Below are 18,818 nucleotides of genomic sequence, written 5' to 3'. Positions count from 1 at the left end.
TAAAAAAGACTGCTGTAAAGCGGTCTTTTTTTGTTTACCATTCGTTGATCTTATTGCTATCTAATTTAACAAATATAAATAAGAGAATTGTAAAGCCCCAAAGTCCAGAACCACCATAACTAAAGAAGGGTAGGGGAATCCCAATAGTTGGAATTAATCCCATAACCATACCAATGTTAATAGTGAAGTGAATGAATAGAATAGAAGCCACGCCATAACCGTATACCCGACTAAATTGCGACTTTTGGTCTTCAGCTAAGTATAGCACTCTTAGAATTAAGAGTACAAATAGAATTACAACAGAACTTGTGCCTATAAAACCCCATTCTTCGCCTACTGTACTAAAAATATAATCTGTATGTTGTTCGGGAACAAATTTACCTGTTGTTCTTGTACCTTGTAAAAATCCTTTTCCGGAAAAACCACCAGAGCTAATTGCTTGTTCGGATTGAAGAAGGTTATAAGCTTCTTCTTTCTTCATTTTCTCTAATTTAGCAGGGTCTTTTTCTAAACGTAACCATAAGCTAATTCTGTTTTGTTGATGTACTTTAAGAATATTCGTGTAGAAGAATTTAATTCCGAAAGAAATAAGAACTGAAGCTAAAAATATCACAACAAATCTAGGTATCAAACCTCGTTTTTTTCGTCTAAAGAAATAAGCTATTACAAGTATTAACGCAGTGGCTATTGAGGTTATGATAATTCCAAATTTAAGTGATAAGACAGCTAGTATGATTAACGATATTGCAATTATTAAATACACTTGTTGTAAGCCTTCTCGGTAAAAAACAAAAAAGAAAGCTAAATAAACTAATGTACTTCCTGCATCATTTTGTAGTAATATTAATAAGGCAGGAATTAGAATAATGGCAGCAACTCTCAACTGATCTTTTATGGTTTGCATATTGGTCTGCAGGTCGCTAATGTAGCGTGCTACAGCCAGTGCTGTGGCAAATTTCGCAAATTCGGCAGGTTGTATGGTCATGCTTCCAATGCCATACCAAGCACGGGCACCATTCACTTCCTTTCCGAATATAAACAGTCCTACTAAGGACAACATGGCGACTATATATATAATACTAGCAAACTGTTCATAGAACTTGGCCTCTAAGGAGAGGGTTAATACTATAAGTATAAGAGTTAGTGAGATAAAAATTAGATGTTTGCCGTAAGACTGACTTGTATCAAAATAACTTGTGATTTCTCCTTCGTGTGAAGCAGATAAGATATTTAAATAACCAAAAGCTACTAATAGTAGAAATAGGATAATAGTTATCCAATCAAATTTAAAATGTCTTTGGTTTTCTCTCAGCATGAATGGTTATTGTTTTACCTCTAATTATTTTGAGTTGTCAATGGCATAATTCTCTATGACCTGTAGTGAGGATTGTCCATTTATTTTAAAAGGTTCTCCCGACTGTGGTTTTTCATATTCGTTTTCTAAACTGTGGGTGAATATCCATTGTTCCAAATCGGTTCTTGTAATATGGCCTCTTATATATTTTTCAATCATCAAACTAGCCATCCTGCCTGCGAAACGGCTTCCCCAATATCCATTTTCAACAAAGATAGCTAAAGCGATTGTTGGATTATCTTTAGGTGCAAATGCCACAAAAATTGAGTGATCGGTAAGTTGAGTTCGAACATTATCAATTTTTACAAAGTTTTCTGCCGTACCTGTCTTACCACAAATATCTATACCTGGAACCTGTAGATATTTAGCTGTTCCCTTGGTGTAAACATCAAACATACCTTGTACTACTGGTTCAAAATGTTTTTTGTCTATAGTTGTGTATTTAGGTGTAGTATATTTAGATGGAATAGTATCGTCTTCAATTTCTTTGATAATATGAGGTGTATAAAAATAACCTCGATTAGCGATTGCAGCGGTCATATTTGCGAGTTGAATTGGAGTTGTTTCAACTTCACCTTGTCCAATAGCATTAGATACAATATAAGTTGATCCCCAACGGTTATCACCATAAGCTCTATCGTAATAATTTCCATCAGGAATTCTACCTGGGCGTCCTATATTTAAATCGTATCCTAAAAAGTCACCTAATCCAAAGCTCTTAGCATGATCTGCCCATTTATTTTGACCTACACCAGCATCATCATATTTGTCAATAATTCTTCGATATATATTTACAAAATAAGCATTACAAGATTGTGCAATACCATTTACCATGGCAATAGGACTAACATGATGGTGGCAGCCCGTAAGTTTTCGGCTTCCATAATAATATCCTAATCTACAGGTTACTTGATCGTCTACGTTAACTACGCCTTCTTGCAATCCAATGAGTGCATTAATTACTTTAAATGGCGATCCTGGAGGATATTGTGCTTGTAGACCTCTATCGAATAAGGGTTTCGCAATACTGTCCCTAAATAGCCTTGTGAAATTTTTTGAACGATCTCTACCTACTAAAAGATTTGGGTTATAACTGGGAGCTGATACTAATGCTAAGATTTCACCCGACCTAGGATCTATAGCGACAATACCCCCTCGCTTATTTTTCATTAATAATTCACCGTATTTCTGCAATTCAGCATCAATAGTGATTTTGATGTCTTTACCAGGCTGAGGTAAAGTGTCAAATTTTCCGTCTTTATAAGGGCCTATGTTTTTATTGAATCTATCTTTTTGAATAAATTTAATTCCTTTAACGCCGCGTAGCTGTTCTTCATAAGATAACTCTACTCCTTGTTTTCCTATGAGGTCACCCATTTTATAATAGGGTTGTTTAGAAATAATAGAACGGTTAACTTCCCCTATATCTCCTAAAACATTCGCTCCAATTGAAGTTTGATAGGATCGTAATGAACGTTTTTGAATATAGAATCCTTCAAATTTTCGCATTTTTTCTTGGAGTACGGCATAATCGCTTTTGGATAACTGTGGTACGAAAGGAGATGGTAATCGCGGCGAATAATTGGTCGCTTTTCTAAGTTTACTATCGTACTCTTCTCGAGTTATTTTTAAAAGAGCGCAGAATTCTTCAATATCTAGAGAGTCTAAAGGAGCAACTTCTCTTGGAATTACCATGACATCATAAGATGGTTGGTTAGCTACTAATAATTTACCATTTCTATCGTATACATATCCACGTTTGGGGTAATTGTATACCTTTCGAATTGCGTTGTCTTCAAATATATTGTACGCAGAGTTATCGTAAACTTGGAGGTAAAATAAACGAGCAATAAAAATGAGTCCAACAAGTATAACCGTGGTTATTAATAACAGTTTTCTCATTTACGTTTTCGGCTAAATAGAATTATAATTAATACACTAAGAATTATAGTGAAAATACTCGAGAATAACGTCTTTTTTAGGACTAATAGTATATGGGTAATGTTAAAAGTTTCCAGAGAGAACATTATGAAATGATGTATAACCGTACCCAATGAAATATAAGTTATTAAGCTGCCAATATCCGTGGAGTTAAATTTAATACTTTGGTGTTCGTACAGCATTCCGTAAGAACTTTTAAGCAATACAGGTCTTATATAAGCCAAGCTAACTGCCGCCGCCGCATGTACGCCTCCTGAATCTGAAAACACATCTACTAAAAGGCCAAGCATGAAGCTTACGATTAATAGAATCAAGCGTTCTTCACGGATTGGAAATAGAAAGATGAAAATGATATAAATGTAAGGATTCACATAACCGAAGAAGTTGATATGGTTACATATCACCACTTGCACTAGTAATAGTATGATAAATCGAATGATATTTGAACCAGCAATATTATTCATTACCATCGTTTTCTAATGAAAGGATTTCAGCACGATCCAAATTTTCTAAAATATAAACTGTTCCAAGGTTGGTCATATCATTGAATAATTTAACTTCGATAATATAAGTATCGCCACTTATATCTGTTTCAAAACTATCAATAGTTCCTATTCCAATTCCTTTTGGAAAAATTGTAGACTCACCACCAGTTTGTATAGTATCACCAACTTTTATAGGCGCAAATTGAGAGACGTCCTCCAACTGAACATAAATTGGAGATTCTCCATTCCAGGTTAAAGAACCGATATGATTTGATGATTTAATTTTAGCATTAATTCTACTTCTTCTGTTAAGAATGGATAGTACCGTTGAATAATTTTTAGAGGTGTTGTCAATGATTCCAATAATACCATTAGAGTTTATCACTCCAAAATCCTGTTTAATACTATCGTTTTTACCTTTGTTTAAGGTGAGATAATTATTTGGGAGCGAGTAACTGTTTTTAAACACTTGTGCGATGGTGATTTTATACCTACCCTCGGCATAGGTTGTGTCTACAAATGAAGAATCCAATGAGGCTTCTCGAATAAGAAGTTGTTCTCTCAAGCGTTTGTTTTCCTCCGCAAGTAATTCGTTCTCGGTTTTTAAATGAAAATATTGATCTACAGAATTTACGGTACCATAAACCCCACCAGTTAAAGCATTGGCCGAATTTATGAATTTACTCCTGTGATAAGAATGCGATTGAATGGTTAAACCTAAAGCAATACTAAAAAGCAATAAAAACAACAGAAAGGTTTTGTTTTTTATAACAAAATTTAAAATTTGTTGCATTATTTACGTCTTATTTAATCAATATGCTTTTGTATTTAGGTAAATTTTTAAGCACTATTCCTGTACCTCTAACCACAGCTCTTAATGGATCTTCTGCGATGTATACTGGTAAATCTGTTTTTTGAGATAAACGCTTATCAAGACCTCTTAACATAGAGCCACCACCTGCTAAATAAATTCCAGTATTGTAAATATCTGCTGCCAATTCTGGTGGCGTTTGAGATAAAGTTTCCATAACAGAATCTTCAATACGTAAAATAGATTTATCTAAGGCTTTAGCAATTTCACGATAAGAAATTTGAACTTGCTTTGGTTTTCCGGTTAACAAATCACGACCTTGAACACTCATGTCTTCTGGTGGTAATTCTAAATCTTCCGTAGCTGCACCAATTTGAATTTTAATTTTTTCCGCAGTTCTATCTCCAACATATAAGTTATGTTGAGTTCTCATGTAGTATATAATATCGTTGGTGAACACGTCACCTGCAACTTTTACAGATTTATCACATACAATTCCTCCAAGAGCAATAACTGCAATTTCCGTTGTTCCACCACCTATGTCAACAATCATATTCCCTTTAGGCTGCATAATATCTACACCAATACCAATTGCTGCTGCCATTGGCTCATGGATTAAGTATACTTCTTTTCCATTAACACGTTCACATGATTCTTTTACCGCGCGCATTTCTACTTCGGTAATACCAGATGGAATACAAACGACCATACGCAATGCTGGATTGAAAAATTTCTTTTTCAATGCAGGTATGTTCTTTATAAACATACTAATCATTTGCTCAGAAGCATCAAAATCAGCAATAACTCCGTCTTTCAAAGGACGAATAGTTTTGATGTTTTCATGTGTTTTACCTTGCATCATGTTGGCTTCCTTACCAACGGCGATGATTTTACCGGTAATTCTATCTCTGGCTACTATAGATGGATTATCAACAACAACTTTATCGTTATGTATTATTAATGTATTCGCGGTTCCTAAATCTATGGCTATTTCTTCCGTTAGGAAATCAAAAAATCCCATGTGCTATTATTAATTATTTGGGTTATTCGTGTCTTCTAAGTAAGACTATCTGTAAATGTACTAAATTATACGATATTTAAAGGATTCTAGATGTTTATTGCTCAATTTTTTTTGAATTTAAAATAGAGCTTAAAATTGATACAAAATTTGATCAAATTTTAAGCTCTAATTAAAAGACATATTTTCTGTCATTTTAGTGTTTGAAATGACGTGTTCCTGTAAATACCATAGCTAAATCATTTTCATTACAATAGTCAATGCTCAACTCATCTTTTATAGATCCACCTGGTTGAATAACAGCGGTTATTCCTGCCTTATCAGCTATTTCTACACAGTCTGGAAAAGGGAAAAATGCATCGCTTGCCATAACTGCTCCATTTAAATCAAAATCGAAAGATTTTGCTTTGTGAATCGCTTGATTTAAAGCATCAACACGGCTTGTTTGTCCTGTTCCACTTGCACATAATTGCTTGTTTTTTGCAAGAACGATTGTATTTGATTTCGTATGCTTGCAAATTTTTGAAGCAAATATTAAATCGTCTAGTTCGTTAGAGCTTGCTGTCTTCTTTGTAACTGACTTTAAGCCTTCCAGTGTATCTGTAATATTATTTCTGTCTTGTACTAAAAGGCCATTTAAACAAGTTCTTACATTTGTTTGTGGCATTTCAACATCTTTTAAAACTAAAAGAATTCTGTTCTTTTTACCTTTTAAAATTTCTTCCGCTTTAGCAGTGAATGAAGGAGCTATAACGACCTCACAGAATAGTTTGTGAATTTCTTCAGCAGCAGCCTCGTCTATTTCAGTATTGCTAATTAAAACGCCACCAAAAGCAGAAACTGGGTCACCAGCTAATGCATCTAAGTAAGCTTCTTTCACAGTTTCTCGTTGAGCTAAACCGCAAGCGTTATTGTGTTTTAATACGGCGAATGTAGGAGCGTCATTTTTAAATTCTAACATTAAATTTACAGCTGCGTCAACATCTAAAAGATTGTTATAACTTAATTCTTTACCATGAAGTTGCGTGAAAATTTCATCAAAATTCCCGAAGAAAAATCCTTTCTGATGTGGGTTTTCACCATATCGTAAAACTTTACCGTTGTTTTCCGAAAGTTTTAATGATGGAATCTCATGGTTTTTATTGAAGTAATTAAAAATCGCAGAATCGTAATGTGAAGATACGTTAAATGCCTTCGCAGCAAAACGCTTTCTATCTTCTTCAGAAGTTTCTCCGTTTTTAGTTTCTAATAACTCTAAGAACTCTGCATAATCATCAACAGAGGATACGCATGTTACGTCTGCATAATTTTTAGCAGCTGCTCTAATTAGGGAAATTCCTCCGATATCAATTTTTTCAATAATATCTTGGTTGCTCGCGCCAGAAGCTACCGTTTTTTCAAATGGATATAAATCTACGATGACTACATCGATTTGTGGAATGTCGAACTCTTTCAATTCTGCTACATCACCTTCATGATTTTGACGATTTAATATACCACCAAATACTTTTGGATGTAAAGTTTTTACGCGTCCTCCCAAAATTGAAGGATAAGACGTTACATCTTCAACAGGTACGACGTCGATACCTAAATCTTTGATGAATTTTTCAGTGCCACCAGTGGAATAAATTGTAACGTTAAGGTCATGTAATTTTTTAACGATTGGTGCTAATCCATCCTTGCTAAATACTGAAATTAAAGCCGATGAAATGGTTTTGTTGCTCATAATGTTGTGTTGTGTTTTTAGTTTTGCAAAAGTACATATATTCGAAATGAAAAGCTAAGCCATAAAACGAGTTTCTTTAAGTTTTTTGTAACAATAAATTGTTGAAAACGTCCTATATTTAAAATGTTATAAAAAACCGAAGCATGCTGGTCTATTTACGCTTACTAAAAGAGAGTTTTTCATTCGCTATAAATGCGCTTAGGACCAATAAATTAAGGACTTTTCTGTCGCTACTAGGTGTCACTGTTGGGATTTTTTCTATAATCGCAGTTTTGGCGGCTGTAGATTCGCTTGATAAAACTATTCAATCTCAATTAAGTTCTTTAGATAGTAATACCATGTATTTGGCAAATATGTCTTTTGGACCAACTGATGTACCGCGTTGGCAACGTGAAACATTTGACGAGGTATCTTATAGCGAGTTTAAAAGTTTACAATCTTCGCTTTCGGATGCAGAACATGTGGCTTTACAGTTATTTGTAAAGCGTGAAAATATTAGATATGAATCGGAATTGGTAAGCAGTGTAAATACCGTTGTTGTATCTCATGAATTTATTGATATCCAAGTGATGGAGTTTGAAAAAGGGCGTTTTTATAACGAATCTGAATCCAACTCAGGTCGTCCAGTTGTGGTCATTGGTTCGGAAATAGCAAAATCTCTCTTTGGAGAATTGGATCCTATTGGGAAAAAAGTTCGTCTTTATGGACAAAAATTTACGGTGATTGGAGTCGTGAAAAAAGAAGGCTCAGGTATTTTTGGGGATAGTAATGATGTTTCTATTTTTCTTCCAGCAAATTATGTGAGGAATCGGTTTGGTGATAATAACCCGAGTATAAAATATGTGGTTATTCTAAAGCCGAAAAAAAATGCAGATATCGAAGGGTTAAAGGCTGAAATTACTCAAGTCATGAGAAACAGACGAGGTTTAAAACCTGATGAGATTGACACTTTTTTTATAAGTGTAATTTCAGGACTTCAAGATGTTATTGATAAGATTATTGGGAGTTTAAATTTAATTGGTTGGGTAATCAGTGGCTTCTCTCTCTTAGTTGGTGGATTTGGTATTGCAAATATTATGTTTGTTAGTGTTAAAGAACGAACTAATCTAATTGGAATACAAAAATCATTGGGAGCTAAGAATAGATTTATTTTATTTCAATTTTTGTTTGAAGCGGTAATTCTTGCTCTAGTGGGTGGTGTAGTTGGTTTGTTTTTGGTATGGATTGGAACTATCATAGGAAGCAACCTTGTTGATGACTTTGAATTTGTTCTATCGCCTCAAAATATGTTGTTAGGATTTTTCGTATCGTCAATGATAGGACTGATTTCTGGAGTGATTCCGGCGTTAACAGCATCAAGATTAGATCCTGTTGAAGCGATTCGGACGGGAATGTAAGTCTTGATTTATAGAGGTGCTCTCGCTTTTAAGTTAAGGTATTAACTTCGAATTTCTTTCAGGTATAATTCTAAGATTTTAGAATAGTAGCCACCTCTTTACAAACAAATTCTAAAAAACGTTCGTCAGCTTCTGTAAAAGGATCTGCTGTATTAGAATCAATGTCTATTTGTCCAATATTATCATTATTCACAAAAATAGGAATCACAATTTCAGCTTTAACTGTAATACTGCAGGCGATATAATTGTCTTGAGCAGATACATCTGGGACCACAAAATTCTGATTACTTATAGCAACTTGTCCGCAAATGCCTTTTCCAAATGGAATAATAGTATGATCTGTAGGCTCGCCAACGTATGGACCTAACTTTAATTCGTCTTTATCACCATTTTTGAAGTAAAAACCAACCCAATTATAATAGCTTATATTTGTTTCAAGGGTTTCGCAAATCTTTAATAAACGTTCGTCAACACTTAGGTTCTCCTGTGATATAATCGATTTTATTTTAGGTTTTAATTCTTGTAAGGTCATAGCTGTAAATTACTTTATGTAAAAGTATCTATTTTCGTCTATTTTGAATTACTCTTTTTATAAATTTAACACCAAACTAACATAGCTCATTTTTGAAGTCACTTTTACTAAAATATAAATCGGTTATTCGCTTTATAGTTACCTTTCTAATTGTATACGGTGTATTGACCATTAGTTATAATATGTATTTGGATGCTTCCGTTGGATCGAAGTTTTATCCAGATTACATGACTAATTTAGTTGCTAAACAAACAAATACCTTGTTAAATGGATTAGGTTACAATGCTAGTGTTGTGCCTCATCCTAATGAGCCATCGATGAAGGTGATTATAAATGGTAAGTTTGTAGCTCGTGTGATTGAAGGTTGTAACGCGGTTAGTATCATCATTTTGTTTTTGTCTTTTATCGTTGCTTTTGCGGGTAAGTTTAAAACCACATTGTTATTCGGATTAGCGGGAAGTATTATTATCTATGTGTTTAATTTAATACGGATTGTTATTTTATCTGTAGGACTTTACCATTATCCTTGGCGTAGAGAAATATTACACACGGTAATTTTTCCAATGCTGATTTACGGAACTGTGTTTTTATTGTGGATGTTTTGGGTCAATCAATTTTCTAAAAATACGTCTAAAAGCAGATGAATAAAATAGTCACTTTTATACTGGTTGGTATTTTAGCTTTGTGTTTAATTTTGATAAGAGCGTATGAGAATGTTTTATTTTACGATCCGTATTTGAGCTTTTTTAAAAATGATTATTTATATATAGATAGCCCAAGACGTGAAGTGGCTAAACTTGTCTTTTATACAACGTTGCGATATGTGCTAAATTCAGTTATTTCCTTAGGAATTCTATATCTTATATTTAAGGAAAAAAGCGTTATCAAATTTTCAGTTTTGATTTATGTTTTTGGCTTCATTTTGTTAATGATTCCCTTCTTGTATTTCGTAATTAATCCGAAGCAAGAAGATTATTATTTGTTTTTCAATATTAGACGATTCCTTATTCAGCCAATTGGCTTGATTCTTCTGCTACCAGCCTTCTATTATTATAAACTCAATCTTAAATAGCAATCAATTATTAATCTTGAAGAATTTTGTAACTTTGAGCTGTGAATTTCACCTTTACACATAAGGCTATTTCTTTTGCACTTTCAATTTTAGTGCTGTTTTCTACATTGTCTTTAACTGTGACGAAGCATTTTTGTGGCGATGTATTAATTGATGTCGCTATTTTTTCTGAAGGTGAAAATTGTGGAACTAAAATTTCAGGAATTGAATCAGATGCCATGCTTCAAAAAAGCTGTTGTAAGGACGAGATTCATGTAATTGACGGACTTTCAGAAACAACTATTTCATCTTTCGACGACTTAGATGTCATTCAGCAACACGTTTTAATCGCTTATAGTTTATCGTATGTAAAGCTGTTTAAAGATTTGTCTGAATATGTTGTTCCACATCAATATTATTCGCCACCAAAACTTATTAGAGACATCCAACTTTTGGATGAAACCTTCCTCATTTGATTTAGTTATAACCCTCAAGTTTAAGTATGCGCTTCTGTAAGTGCTATTAGTTATACCCTAAATTAAAAACATGAAAAAAATATTATTTTTTATTAGCCTTGTGTGCTTGTCATACATGGCCGAAGCTCAAGAACAATTAAAAGGCGTTATTTACGAATCTAGCAGCGGAAAAGAAATGCCATTACAAGGTGTCAACGTATATTGGTTAGATTCATCTGTTGGAACAATTACCAATGAAGATGGTACTTTCAGTTTGCCTTATAAATTTTCATATAATAAATTGGTGATTAGTTATGTTGGTTTTAAGACCGAAACGATTACCGTAAACGAGAACAGATACATAACACATTTGCTTCAAGCAAGTGAAGAGTTAGACGTGGTAGAAATTTCATCTCGTAAGCAAGCTACAAGAAAATCGTATTTGGAAGCTTCAAATACATTCACAGTTACAAGTGATGAATTATTAAAAGCAGCCTGTTGTAATTTGGCTGAAAGTTTTGAAACCAACCCGTCTATTGATGTGAATTTTGCCGATGCGATTTCAGGATCGAAACAGATTAAAATGTTGGGGTTAAATTCACCATATATATTAATAGCCACTGAAAATATTCCAGCAATCCGAGGTGCTTCTCAAGCTTATGGATTAAGTTTTATACCCGGAACTTGGGTTGAAAGTATTCAAATTACAAAAGGAACAGGAAGTGTGGTGAATGGTTTTGAAAGTATTGCTGGGCAAATTAATGCCGAACTTGTAAAACCTTCTACCGATGATAAATTGTTTGTGAATTTATATGCGGGATCTAACGAACGATTAGAACTGAATACTCATATTAACACTAAAGTATCTGAAAAATGGAGTACTGGCCTGTACTTACATGGCAATACAAGCCAAGAAAAGCATGATGTTAATGATGATGGTTTTTTAGATATGCCACTTTACAATCAGATTAATGTGATGAATCGTTGGCAATATGTAAACGGTGAAAAAGGTCTTGTAAGTTTTATTAATTTGAGATATCTCAATGATGAAAAACAAGCAGGTCAAGTTAATTTTAATCCAGAAACAGACAAAGGCACCACTAATTTTTGGGGTAGTGAAATTAATACCGAACGTTTTGAAGTAACCACAAAAATAGGTTATGTAAATCCAGAAATTCCATATCAAAGTATCGGATTTCAAACGGCATTTAGCCACCACAAACAAGATTCTTATTTTGGATTGAATTTATATGATATAGAACATAATAGCTTCTATTCAAATATTGTTTATAATTCAATTATATCTGATTCTCGACATAAGATAAAAACAGGTTTAAGCTTTACTTACGATCATTTTGACGAATTAGTGAATACAAGCATTTACAAGCGTATTGAGAATTCTGTAGGAGGATTTTTTGAATATGCTTATGATAATTTAGATAAGCTTACCATGACGGCGGGAGTGAGGGTTGACCAACACAATAGGTTGGGCTTTTTTGTAACGCCTCGTTTGCATGTGCGTTATACGCCTTGGGAGAAGTCGGCCATAAGAGCTTCTGTAGGAAGAGGGAAACGCAGTGCCAATATTTTTGCTGAAAATCAGAATATGTTTTCAAGTTCTCGACAAATCAATGTTTTGGATTCCGGTGGAAGTATTTACGGTTTAGATCCAGAAATAGCGTGGAATTATGGGCTTAGCTATCTGCAAGGATTTAATTTATTTGGAAGAAAGGCAGATGTAACTTTCGATTTTTATCGAACAGATTTTCAGAATCAAGTTGTAGTAGATTGGGAAAACCCTTTTGAACTTAATTTTTACAATCTAGAAGGTGAAAGTTATGCTAATAGTTTTCAATTTGAATTTAATTATAATGCCTTTGAAGGCTTCCATTTGAGAACAGCCTATAAATATTATGATATACAAACAGATTATAAATCTGGGCAATTTGAGAAACCTTTAACTCCAAAGCACCGATTATTCGCAAATGCTGGTTACGAAACTAATATGAAAACAAATGGTGGACAATGGAAGTTTGATGCTACCTATAATTGGTTAAGTTCTCAACGTTTTCCTAATACTGAAATGAGCAATCCAACATTTCAAGTGGATAGTCATACACCAAGTGTAGCGACATTGAATTTGCAAGTGACTAAAGTTTTTTCTCCAAAATTTGAAGTATATTTAGGAGGAGAAAATGTAACAAATGTACGTCAAGATAATCCAGTAATTAGTGCCGACAATCCGTTTGGTGCCAATTTTGATAGTAATTTTGTCTATGGACCAATTTTTGGAAGTATGTATTATGCAGGATTACGATATCGAATAAAGTAGGGTCTAATTAGCTTAAAAACTCGTTGAAAGAAATCTCAACTCAATAAAATACAATAAATATAATTTCTTTAATAAAGGATTTAAAAACAATTAACAATGAAAAAAATAATCACACTTACAGTATTATTTATGGGAATGCTAGCATTCTCTCAGAACAAAAACGCAAAAGCAAGCATTGAAGTAGATGGTGTTTGTGGTATGTGTAAAGAGCGTATAGAAAAAGCAGCGGTTAGAACAAAGGGTGTAAAATCTGCGGTATGGAATATAGACACGCACGAGTTAAAACTAATTTTTGATGAGCGTAAAACAGATTTAAAAACAATTTCGAAAAGTATCGCAGCTGTTGGTCATGATACCAAAGAAATTAAGGCGACAGATGAGCAATATAACACGGTTCATGCTTGTTGTAAATATCGTGATGAAGAAGTTGTAAAGGATCACGAAAACGAAGGGAAGCAGAAGTAAAATTAAAGTTTAAGAAAAAGCCTGAATGATATGTTCAGGCTTTTTTATGATTATGTTATTTAGAATAATGCGAAGAATCGCCTAGATACCTTAGAATAATTATATGTGAAATTTGTTAGAAAGATCCAACTATTCCTATAGTATTAAAACCAGCTTGAAGGTTCCATGTTATGGTTTTAGGCTTTTTGCTATAGTCATAGAATTCTTGCTTCTTCATAAAATTATCAATTCCATCTACCACGATAATACTTAGTGCCATTCCTAGACCAACATCGCTAATCCAATGTGCATCTGCCCATAATCTTGAAATTGGAGCAATTGAGCCTACAGCATATATTCCAGCTTTTGTCCAAAAACTATCAAATTGTTTAGCGATAGCATGAGCCATTGTAAAAGTCAAAATAGCATGGCCAGATGGAAATGAATGATATTCAGAGGCACTACTAAATGGGCTGAATTCATCATGAGGACCATGTTTAGGTCTTGCTCTACCAACAATAGTTTTTGATAATGACTGTATGATACCAGTGGTAACAGCCCCTGAAATGATTAGTATTCCAGTCTTTCGTACTTTTTCATTATCCGTAATTAAGCCGTAACCATACACACCTGTGGTGACCATAAAAAAGTTCTGAGGGCTTCCAAAATACCACCCAAACTCCTTTAAAACATTAGGAACATCTTTATTTTGTTTTAAAAAATAACTGTGGGCTTCATTGTCCGCTAAGTACAAAAGACCTGTTCCAGCTAAAACTCCACCAGCAGTAATAAAATCATCACTTTTCCAACGTAATGGTTGCGTAAAAGCATTACCTATACTTCTAACACTAACTTTTGTATCATATTTAAGTGATTCCCATATTTTTACTTTATTCTCAGATATAGAATCCGTCTGAGAAAAGGAAAACATGGAGATAACAAATGCTAAGAGGGTTATTGTCTTTTTCATTCGGCAAATATATTAAGCTATAGAATGATAATTAATTATTTTACAGTTAAAATAATTGCAAATTTTATGATTGAATGGAGTAGAGGGGTTGGTTATATGTTTAAGAGAATCGATACAGTTAAAATTTCAATAGAAAAAGCCTCTGATTTTCATCAAAGGCTTTTAAAATTATAATTGACCTAGGTCAAAAACTTCTTTATTGTAATCAACTATTACATCATTCCTGGCATTCCGCCGCCACCCATTGGCATAGCTGGAGCATCTTCCTTGATGTCAATTAAAGCACACTCTGTTGTTAGAATCATACCAGCTACTGAAGCGGCATTTTCTAAGGCTATACGTGTTACTTTCTTAGGATCAATAATACCTGCTTTTAGCATGTCTACATAAGTTTCAGATTTAGCATCGTAACCGAAGTCTTTTTTACCTTCTAAAACTTTATTGATAACTACTGAACCTTCTCCGCCAGCGTTTTCCACGATAGTTCTTAAAGGAGATTCAATGGCTCTGTTAACAATTTGAACACCTGTAGTTTCGTCTAAGTTTTGAGTAGTAATTTTTTCTAAAACTTTTTTAGCACGTACTAATGCAACTCCACCACCAGCAACAATACCTTCTTCTACTGCAGCACGAGTAGCATGAAGAGCATCGTCAACACGGTCTTTCTTTTCTTTCATTTCAACTTCAGAAGCAGCACCAACATAAAGTACAGCAACACCACCAGCTAATTTAGCTAAACGCTCTTGTAACTTTTCTTTGTCGTAGTCTGATGTTGTTGTTTCAATTTGAGCTTTAATTTGGTTAACTCTAGCCTTGATATCTGCTGCTTTACCTTCACCATTAACAATTGTAGTATTGTCTTTGTCAATTGTTACAGTTTCGGCAGTACCTAACATAGAAAGATCTGCATTTTCTAAAGAGAATCCTCTTTCTTCAGAAATAACAACACCCCCAGTTAAGATAGCGATATCCTCTAACATTGCTTTACGTCTGTCACCAAAACCAGGAGCTTTAACAGCTGCGATTTTAAGTCCACCACGTAATTTGTTCACCACTAAAGTAGCTAAAGCTTGTCCTTCAACATCTTCTGCAATAATTAATAATGGACGACCAGATTGTGCAACTGGTTCTAAGATTGGAAGAATTTCTTGTAAGTTAGAAATCTTTTTATCAAATAATAAAATGTATGGATTTTCTAAATCTGCAATCATTTTATCAGAATCAGTCACAAAATAAGGAGATAAATAACCTCTGTCGAATTGCATACCTTCTACAACATCAACATAAGTGTCCATTCCTTTTGCTTCTTCAACTGTAATCACACCTTCTTTTCCTACTTTGGAAAAAGCAGTAGCGATTAGATCACCAATAGTGTCATCGTTATTAGCAGAAATAGCAGCAACTTGTTTAATTTTTTCAGAAGAGTTACCAACTTTTTGAGTTTGCTTTTCTAAATCTTTAACTATAGCTTCTACGGCTTTGTCTATACCACGTTTTAAATCCATTGGGTTTGCACCAGCAGCAACATTTTTAAGACCTTCTTTTACAATTGCTTGGGCAAGAACAGTAGCTGTTGTTGTACCGTCACCCGCCAAATCATTTGTTTTAGAAGCTACTTCTTTTACCATTTGAGCTCCCATGTTTTCAAGCTCGTCTTCTAGCTCAATTTCTTTTGCTACAGATACACCATCTTTAGTCACCTGAGGTGCCCCAAATGATTTTCCTATAATTACGTTACGACCTTTTGGTCCTAAAGTTACTTTTACTGCATTTGCTAAAGCATCAACACCACGTTTTAACCCGTCGCGTGCTTCAATATCAAATTTTATATCTTTTGCCATTGTTATTTGTTTTACTATTAGCTTTGAGCGCTTGGCTTTTAGCTAAATGTTTTAATTAATAAATTTAATTTTGTTTGGAGTGAGCTAGTGGCTGGAGGCCAATAGCTAAAGGTTTTCTAGATTATTGCTAATATGTCGCTCTCACGCATCATTAAATAATCTTTACCTTCTAATTTAAGGTCAGTTCCACCATATTTACCATAAAGAACCGTGTCACCAACTTTTACTGTTAAAGGCTCGTCTTTTTTACCATTACCAATGGCTACAACAGTTCCTTTTTGTGGCTTTTCTTTTGCATTGTCTGGAATAATAATTCCTGAAGCTGTTTTCGTTTCAGCTTCCATTGGTTCTACAAGAACGCGGTCTGCTAAAGGTTTAATGTTTAAACTCATTTTAATATATATTTTTAAGTTATTTAATGAATAATTTACGCCTTAGCGTAGTTCGAAAATTGTGCCAAGTCAGGATGACTGACAAAGTTTCAGACGTGTTTATTGGTAACTAACGGAAATAAAAAAGCCAACTATAAAAGCTGGCTTCTTGTTTATATGAATAAAACAGAAATATTATTCTGGTGTACCGTCTGTAGTTGAGTTATCTAATGCTGGTGCAGGTAAAGTAGGTAGAGTAGTTGGCTCATTAGTATCTAGAGCTTTAGACTCTACAGTTCCTCCAGATCCAATCGTTAGATTAGAAGCTAAAATTAACACAATTAAAGCTGTTGCTAAAAACCATGTACTCTTGTCTAAAAAGTCACCTGTCTTCTTTACACCACCCATTTGTTGAGTGCCACCGCCACCAAAAGATGATGATAAACCTCCACCTTTAGGGTTTTGTACCATTATTACTACAACAAGTAAAAACGCAACGATTACGATTAGTATTAAAAATATTGAAAATGCACTCATTTTATAATGTATTATTGTCCTTTAATTCTTTTACCAATTTAATTTGGTGTGCAAAGAAACTACTTTTTTCTGGATATTTCAAACTTAAAATTTTGTAAGATTGAATTGCTTGGTCATAGTTTTTTTGTTCTAAATAAATTCGAGCTAAAGTTTCGGTCATCAAACTGTCTGAAACTGGGTCGTCATTGTTGACTAGCTTGGGTTTGGGAGCACTGCTTGTAACGGGTTTTATTTTTGGGTTTTCAGAAATAAATTTGTCAATTATTGCAAATTTTTCTTGTAATGGGGACGAAATTTCTTGTTTTGAATCCTCATTGATGCTTTTAGTCTCAACATTGCTTTCAGTTTTAGCTTCAATTTGATTTTTACCTTCATTCTCGACTTCACTTTCGGTTTCAACTTCAACTTTATCCCGAACAATCGGTTTAAAACTTGTGATTTTTAACCACTCTGAAAATGAATGATTTTCAGACTTATCAAAATCTAAAGGTTTCCCAATATTGAGTTGCTCTTCAGGTGTGATATTTTCAACATCAACAGAAATAATAGAATCTCCTATATTGGAATTGTTAGATTCTGATTTCGAATCTGGTATTGGCACTGCTTCAAATAAATCGGGATCCAAAACCCCTTCCGTTGCTTTTATTTGTTCTTTTAAAGCATCGTCAAGTTCAACTCTTTTATTGACTGAAATATCTTTAACCTCATGAACTTCAAGTGCTTTTATATCTTCTAGGTTTTTTTTAATCTGTTCAGATATTTCATTCTGGTTAAATACAGCTGACGTTATATAATCAAATAATACGCTGCGGTCTGTTGTATGCGCCGCAGTGACTTTTAAAGCATTATTGTATTTATAACTTTCTTTTTGTTTTAATCCTTTTAAATGTAAGGCTCTTAATGGTTGGAAGTAGGGATATTCTTTAATGGCGGAAGAAAGCTCATCTAATTGAGAAGCAGTAACGGCTTCCGGACGTTTCAATAAATATGTAAGATCTTGAATTTGCATAATTTACCAATCAGCTAATGAAGCGTTAAGAATATCTTGAGTAAGACGTTCTAAGATTTCTTCAAAGGCAGTATCTTTTACACTTCCTGTAAGTTGAGCATTGGCAGGATAGTCATAAAAGAAAGAAAAAACTCTTTCAAAATCTTTTTCTTCGTCTTTGGTATTTATATAGCGCACTCTAACTCCAATAGTCAATCTGTTTTGAGCTGCTTTATTTTCTGCTGTTGCGGTCATTGGAGCAATACGATACTCAACTATTTCTCCTTCGTAAATTACTTCTCCTCCTGAATTTACTAATTGTGCACTTGTTTGGTTAAGAATTAATACTTGAAGAGCATCTGTGAATTCTCTATCTAAACCAGGTTCTACTAAATCAGCATTATTCTGAAAAAAATTAACTTGAAACGTTTCTGGTGTTTCTGTAATTCCTGTAAATGAATATTTTACTTTACATCCGACTAATGTGATACAAATTAATAGAATTCCAATGTATTTTAAATGCTTCATTCGTTTGTTTTAGGTAAAGTATTGTTTAAATTTAAGG

General features: G+C 33.8%; 19 protein-coding genes. 6 read left to right on the top strand and 13 right to left on the bottom strand.

From position 1 onward, the window contains the following. Positions 1–34: 34 nt before the first annotated feature. The 6 genes from rodA to purH all read right to left on the bottom strand — a co-directional run bounded on the left by rodA (position 35) and on the right by purH (position 7,335). A complete protein-coding gene (gene rodA / locus DFQ11_RS00180) occupies positions 35–1,315 on the bottom strand; it encodes a rod shape-determining protein RodA (protein WP_110473628.1) in 1,281 nt (426 codons plus the stop codon). A 24-nt stretch (positions 1,316–1,339) separates the two neighbouring features. Further along, positions 1,340–3,256, bottom strand: a complete 1,917-nt coding sequence (mrdA, locus tag DFQ11_RS00175) for a penicillin-binding protein 2 (protein WP_110473627.1) — start codon at positions 3,254–3,256, stop codon at positions 1,340–1,342. Further along, positions 3,253–3,759 carry a rod shape-determining protein MreD gene (gene mreD, locus DFQ11_RS00170; RefSeq protein WP_110474779.1) on the bottom strand — a complete coding sequence of 169 codons (507 nt, stop codon included), beginning with the start codon at positions 3,757–3,759 and terminating at the stop codon, positions 3,253–3,255. The genes mrdA and mreD overlap by 4 nt, the downstream gene beginning before the upstream one ends. After that, a complete protein-coding gene (mreC, locus tag DFQ11_RS00165) occupies positions 3,752–4,573 on the bottom strand; it encodes a rod shape-determining protein MreC (protein WP_110473626.1) in 822 nt (273 codons plus the stop codon). Before mreC ends, mreD begins: the two co-directional genes overlap by 8 nt. 10 nt (positions 4,574–4,583) lie before the next feature. Further along, entirely contained in the window at positions 4,584–5,612 is a 1,029-nt protein-coding gene (locus DFQ11_RS00160; RefSeq protein ID WP_110473625.1) for a rod shape-determining protein, read from the bottom strand. 193 nt (positions 5,613–5,805) lie between these two features. Continuing rightward, positions 5,806–7,335, bottom strand: a complete 1,530-nt coding sequence (gene purH / locus DFQ11_RS00155; protein WP_110473624.1) for a bifunctional phosphoribosylaminoimidazolecarboxamide formyltransferase/IMP cyclohydrolase — start codon at positions 7,333–7,335, stop codon at positions 5,806–5,808. A gap of 143 nt (positions 7,336–7,478) precedes the next feature. Here purH and DFQ11_RS00150 point away from each other — a divergent pair, with 143 nt between their 5' ends. Beyond that, positions 7,479–8,732, top strand: a complete 1,254-nt coding sequence (locus DFQ11_RS00150) for an ABC transporter permease (RefSeq protein WP_110473623.1) — start codon at positions 7,479–7,481, stop codon at positions 8,730–8,732. A gap of 70 nt (positions 8,733–8,802) precedes the next feature. Here DFQ11_RS00150 and DFQ11_RS00145 read toward each other — a convergent pair whose 3' ends face one another. After that, entirely contained in the window at positions 8,803–9,264 is a 462-nt protein-coding gene (locus DFQ11_RS00145; RefSeq protein ID WP_110473622.1) for a GAF domain-containing protein, read from the bottom strand. Between the two features lie 92 nt (positions 9,265–9,356). Here DFQ11_RS00145 and xrtF point away from each other — a divergent pair, with 92 nt between their 5' ends. The 5 genes from xrtF (at position 9,357) to DFQ11_RS00120 (ending at position 13,567) form a co-directional block, all read left to right on the top strand. Further along, positions 9,357–9,908 carry an exosortase family protein XrtF gene (gene xrtF / locus DFQ11_RS00140; protein ID WP_110473621.1) on the top strand — a complete coding sequence of 184 codons (552 nt, stop codon included), beginning with the start codon at positions 9,357–9,359 and terminating at the stop codon, positions 9,906–9,908. Further along, complete coding sequence (locus DFQ11_RS00135) at positions 9,905–10,336, top strand: exosortase F system-associated membrane protein (protein WP_110473620.1); 432 nt, start codon at positions 9,905–9,907, stop codon at positions 10,334–10,336. Before xrtF ends, DFQ11_RS00135 begins: the two co-directional genes overlap by 4 nt. Positions 10,337–10,377: 41 nt before the next feature. Continuing rightward, positions 10,378–10,791, top strand: a complete 414-nt coding sequence (locus DFQ11_RS00130) for an HYC_CC_PP family protein (protein ID WP_110473619.1) — start codon at positions 10,378–10,380, stop codon at positions 10,789–10,791. Positions 10,792–10,861: 70 nt separating this feature from the next. Beyond that, positions 10,862–13,102 carry a TonB-dependent receptor gene (locus DFQ11_RS00125; protein WP_110473618.1) on the top strand — a complete coding sequence of 747 codons (2,241 nt, stop codon included), beginning with the start codon at positions 10,862–10,864 and terminating at the stop codon, positions 13,100–13,102. Between the two features lie 96 nt (positions 13,103–13,198). Beyond that, the gene (locus DFQ11_RS00120; RefSeq protein WP_110473617.1) at positions 13,199–13,567 is read left to right on the top strand and encodes a heavy-metal-associated domain-containing protein; all 369 of its coding nucleotides are present in this window, start codon (positions 13,199–13,201) and stop codon (positions 13,565–13,567) included. 115 nt (positions 13,568–13,682) lie between these two features. On the opposite strand, the gene DFQ11_RS00115 is transcribed toward DFQ11_RS00120, so the two are convergent. From DFQ11_RS00115 to DFQ11_RS00090, 6 genes are all read right to left on the bottom strand, one after another. Further along, positions 13,683–14,516, bottom strand: a complete 834-nt coding sequence (locus tag DFQ11_RS00115) for a phosphatase PAP2 family protein (protein ID WP_110473616.1) — start codon at positions 14,514–14,516, stop codon at positions 13,683–13,685. Positions 14,517–14,728: 212 nt separating this feature from the next. Next, the gene (gene groL / locus DFQ11_RS00110; protein ID WP_110473615.1) at positions 14,729–16,357 is read right to left on the bottom strand and encodes a chaperonin GroEL; all 1,629 of its coding nucleotides are present in this window, start codon (positions 16,355–16,357) and stop codon (positions 14,729–14,731) included. A gap of 116 nt (positions 16,358–16,473) precedes the next feature. Then, a complete protein-coding gene (locus DFQ11_RS00105; RefSeq protein ID WP_110473614.1) occupies positions 16,474–16,749 on the bottom strand; it encodes a co-chaperone GroES in 276 nt (91 codons plus the stop codon). 174 nt (positions 16,750–16,923) lie between these two features. Then, positions 16,924–17,265, bottom strand: coding sequence for a preprotein translocase subunit SecG (gene secG, locus DFQ11_RS00100; protein WP_110473613.1), 342 nt, complete (start codon positions 17,263–17,265; stop codon positions 16,924–16,926). 1 nt (position 17,266) lies between these two features. After that, on the bottom strand, positions 17,267–18,274 hold the full coding sequence (locus DFQ11_RS00095) for a hypothetical protein (RefSeq protein WP_110473612.1): 1,008 nt from the start codon (positions 18,272–18,274) through the stop codon (positions 17,267–17,269). 3 nt (positions 18,275–18,277) lie between these two features. Continuing rightward, the gene (locus DFQ11_RS00090) at positions 18,278–18,781 is read right to left on the bottom strand and encodes an LptE family protein (RefSeq protein ID WP_110473611.1); all 504 of its coding nucleotides are present in this window, start codon (positions 18,779–18,781) and stop codon (positions 18,278–18,280) included. Between the last annotated feature and the right edge of the window lie 37 nt (positions 18,782–18,818).

The sequence above is a fragment of the Winogradskyella epiphytica genome (genome assembly GCF_003217215.1).
GTDB lineage: Bacteria > Bacteroidota > Bacteroidia > Flavobacteriales > Flavobacteriaceae > Winogradskyella > Winogradskyella epiphytica.
The sequence above is the reverse complement of the archived record's forward strand: the minus strand, read 5'-3'. Positions and strand labels throughout refer to the sequence as shown.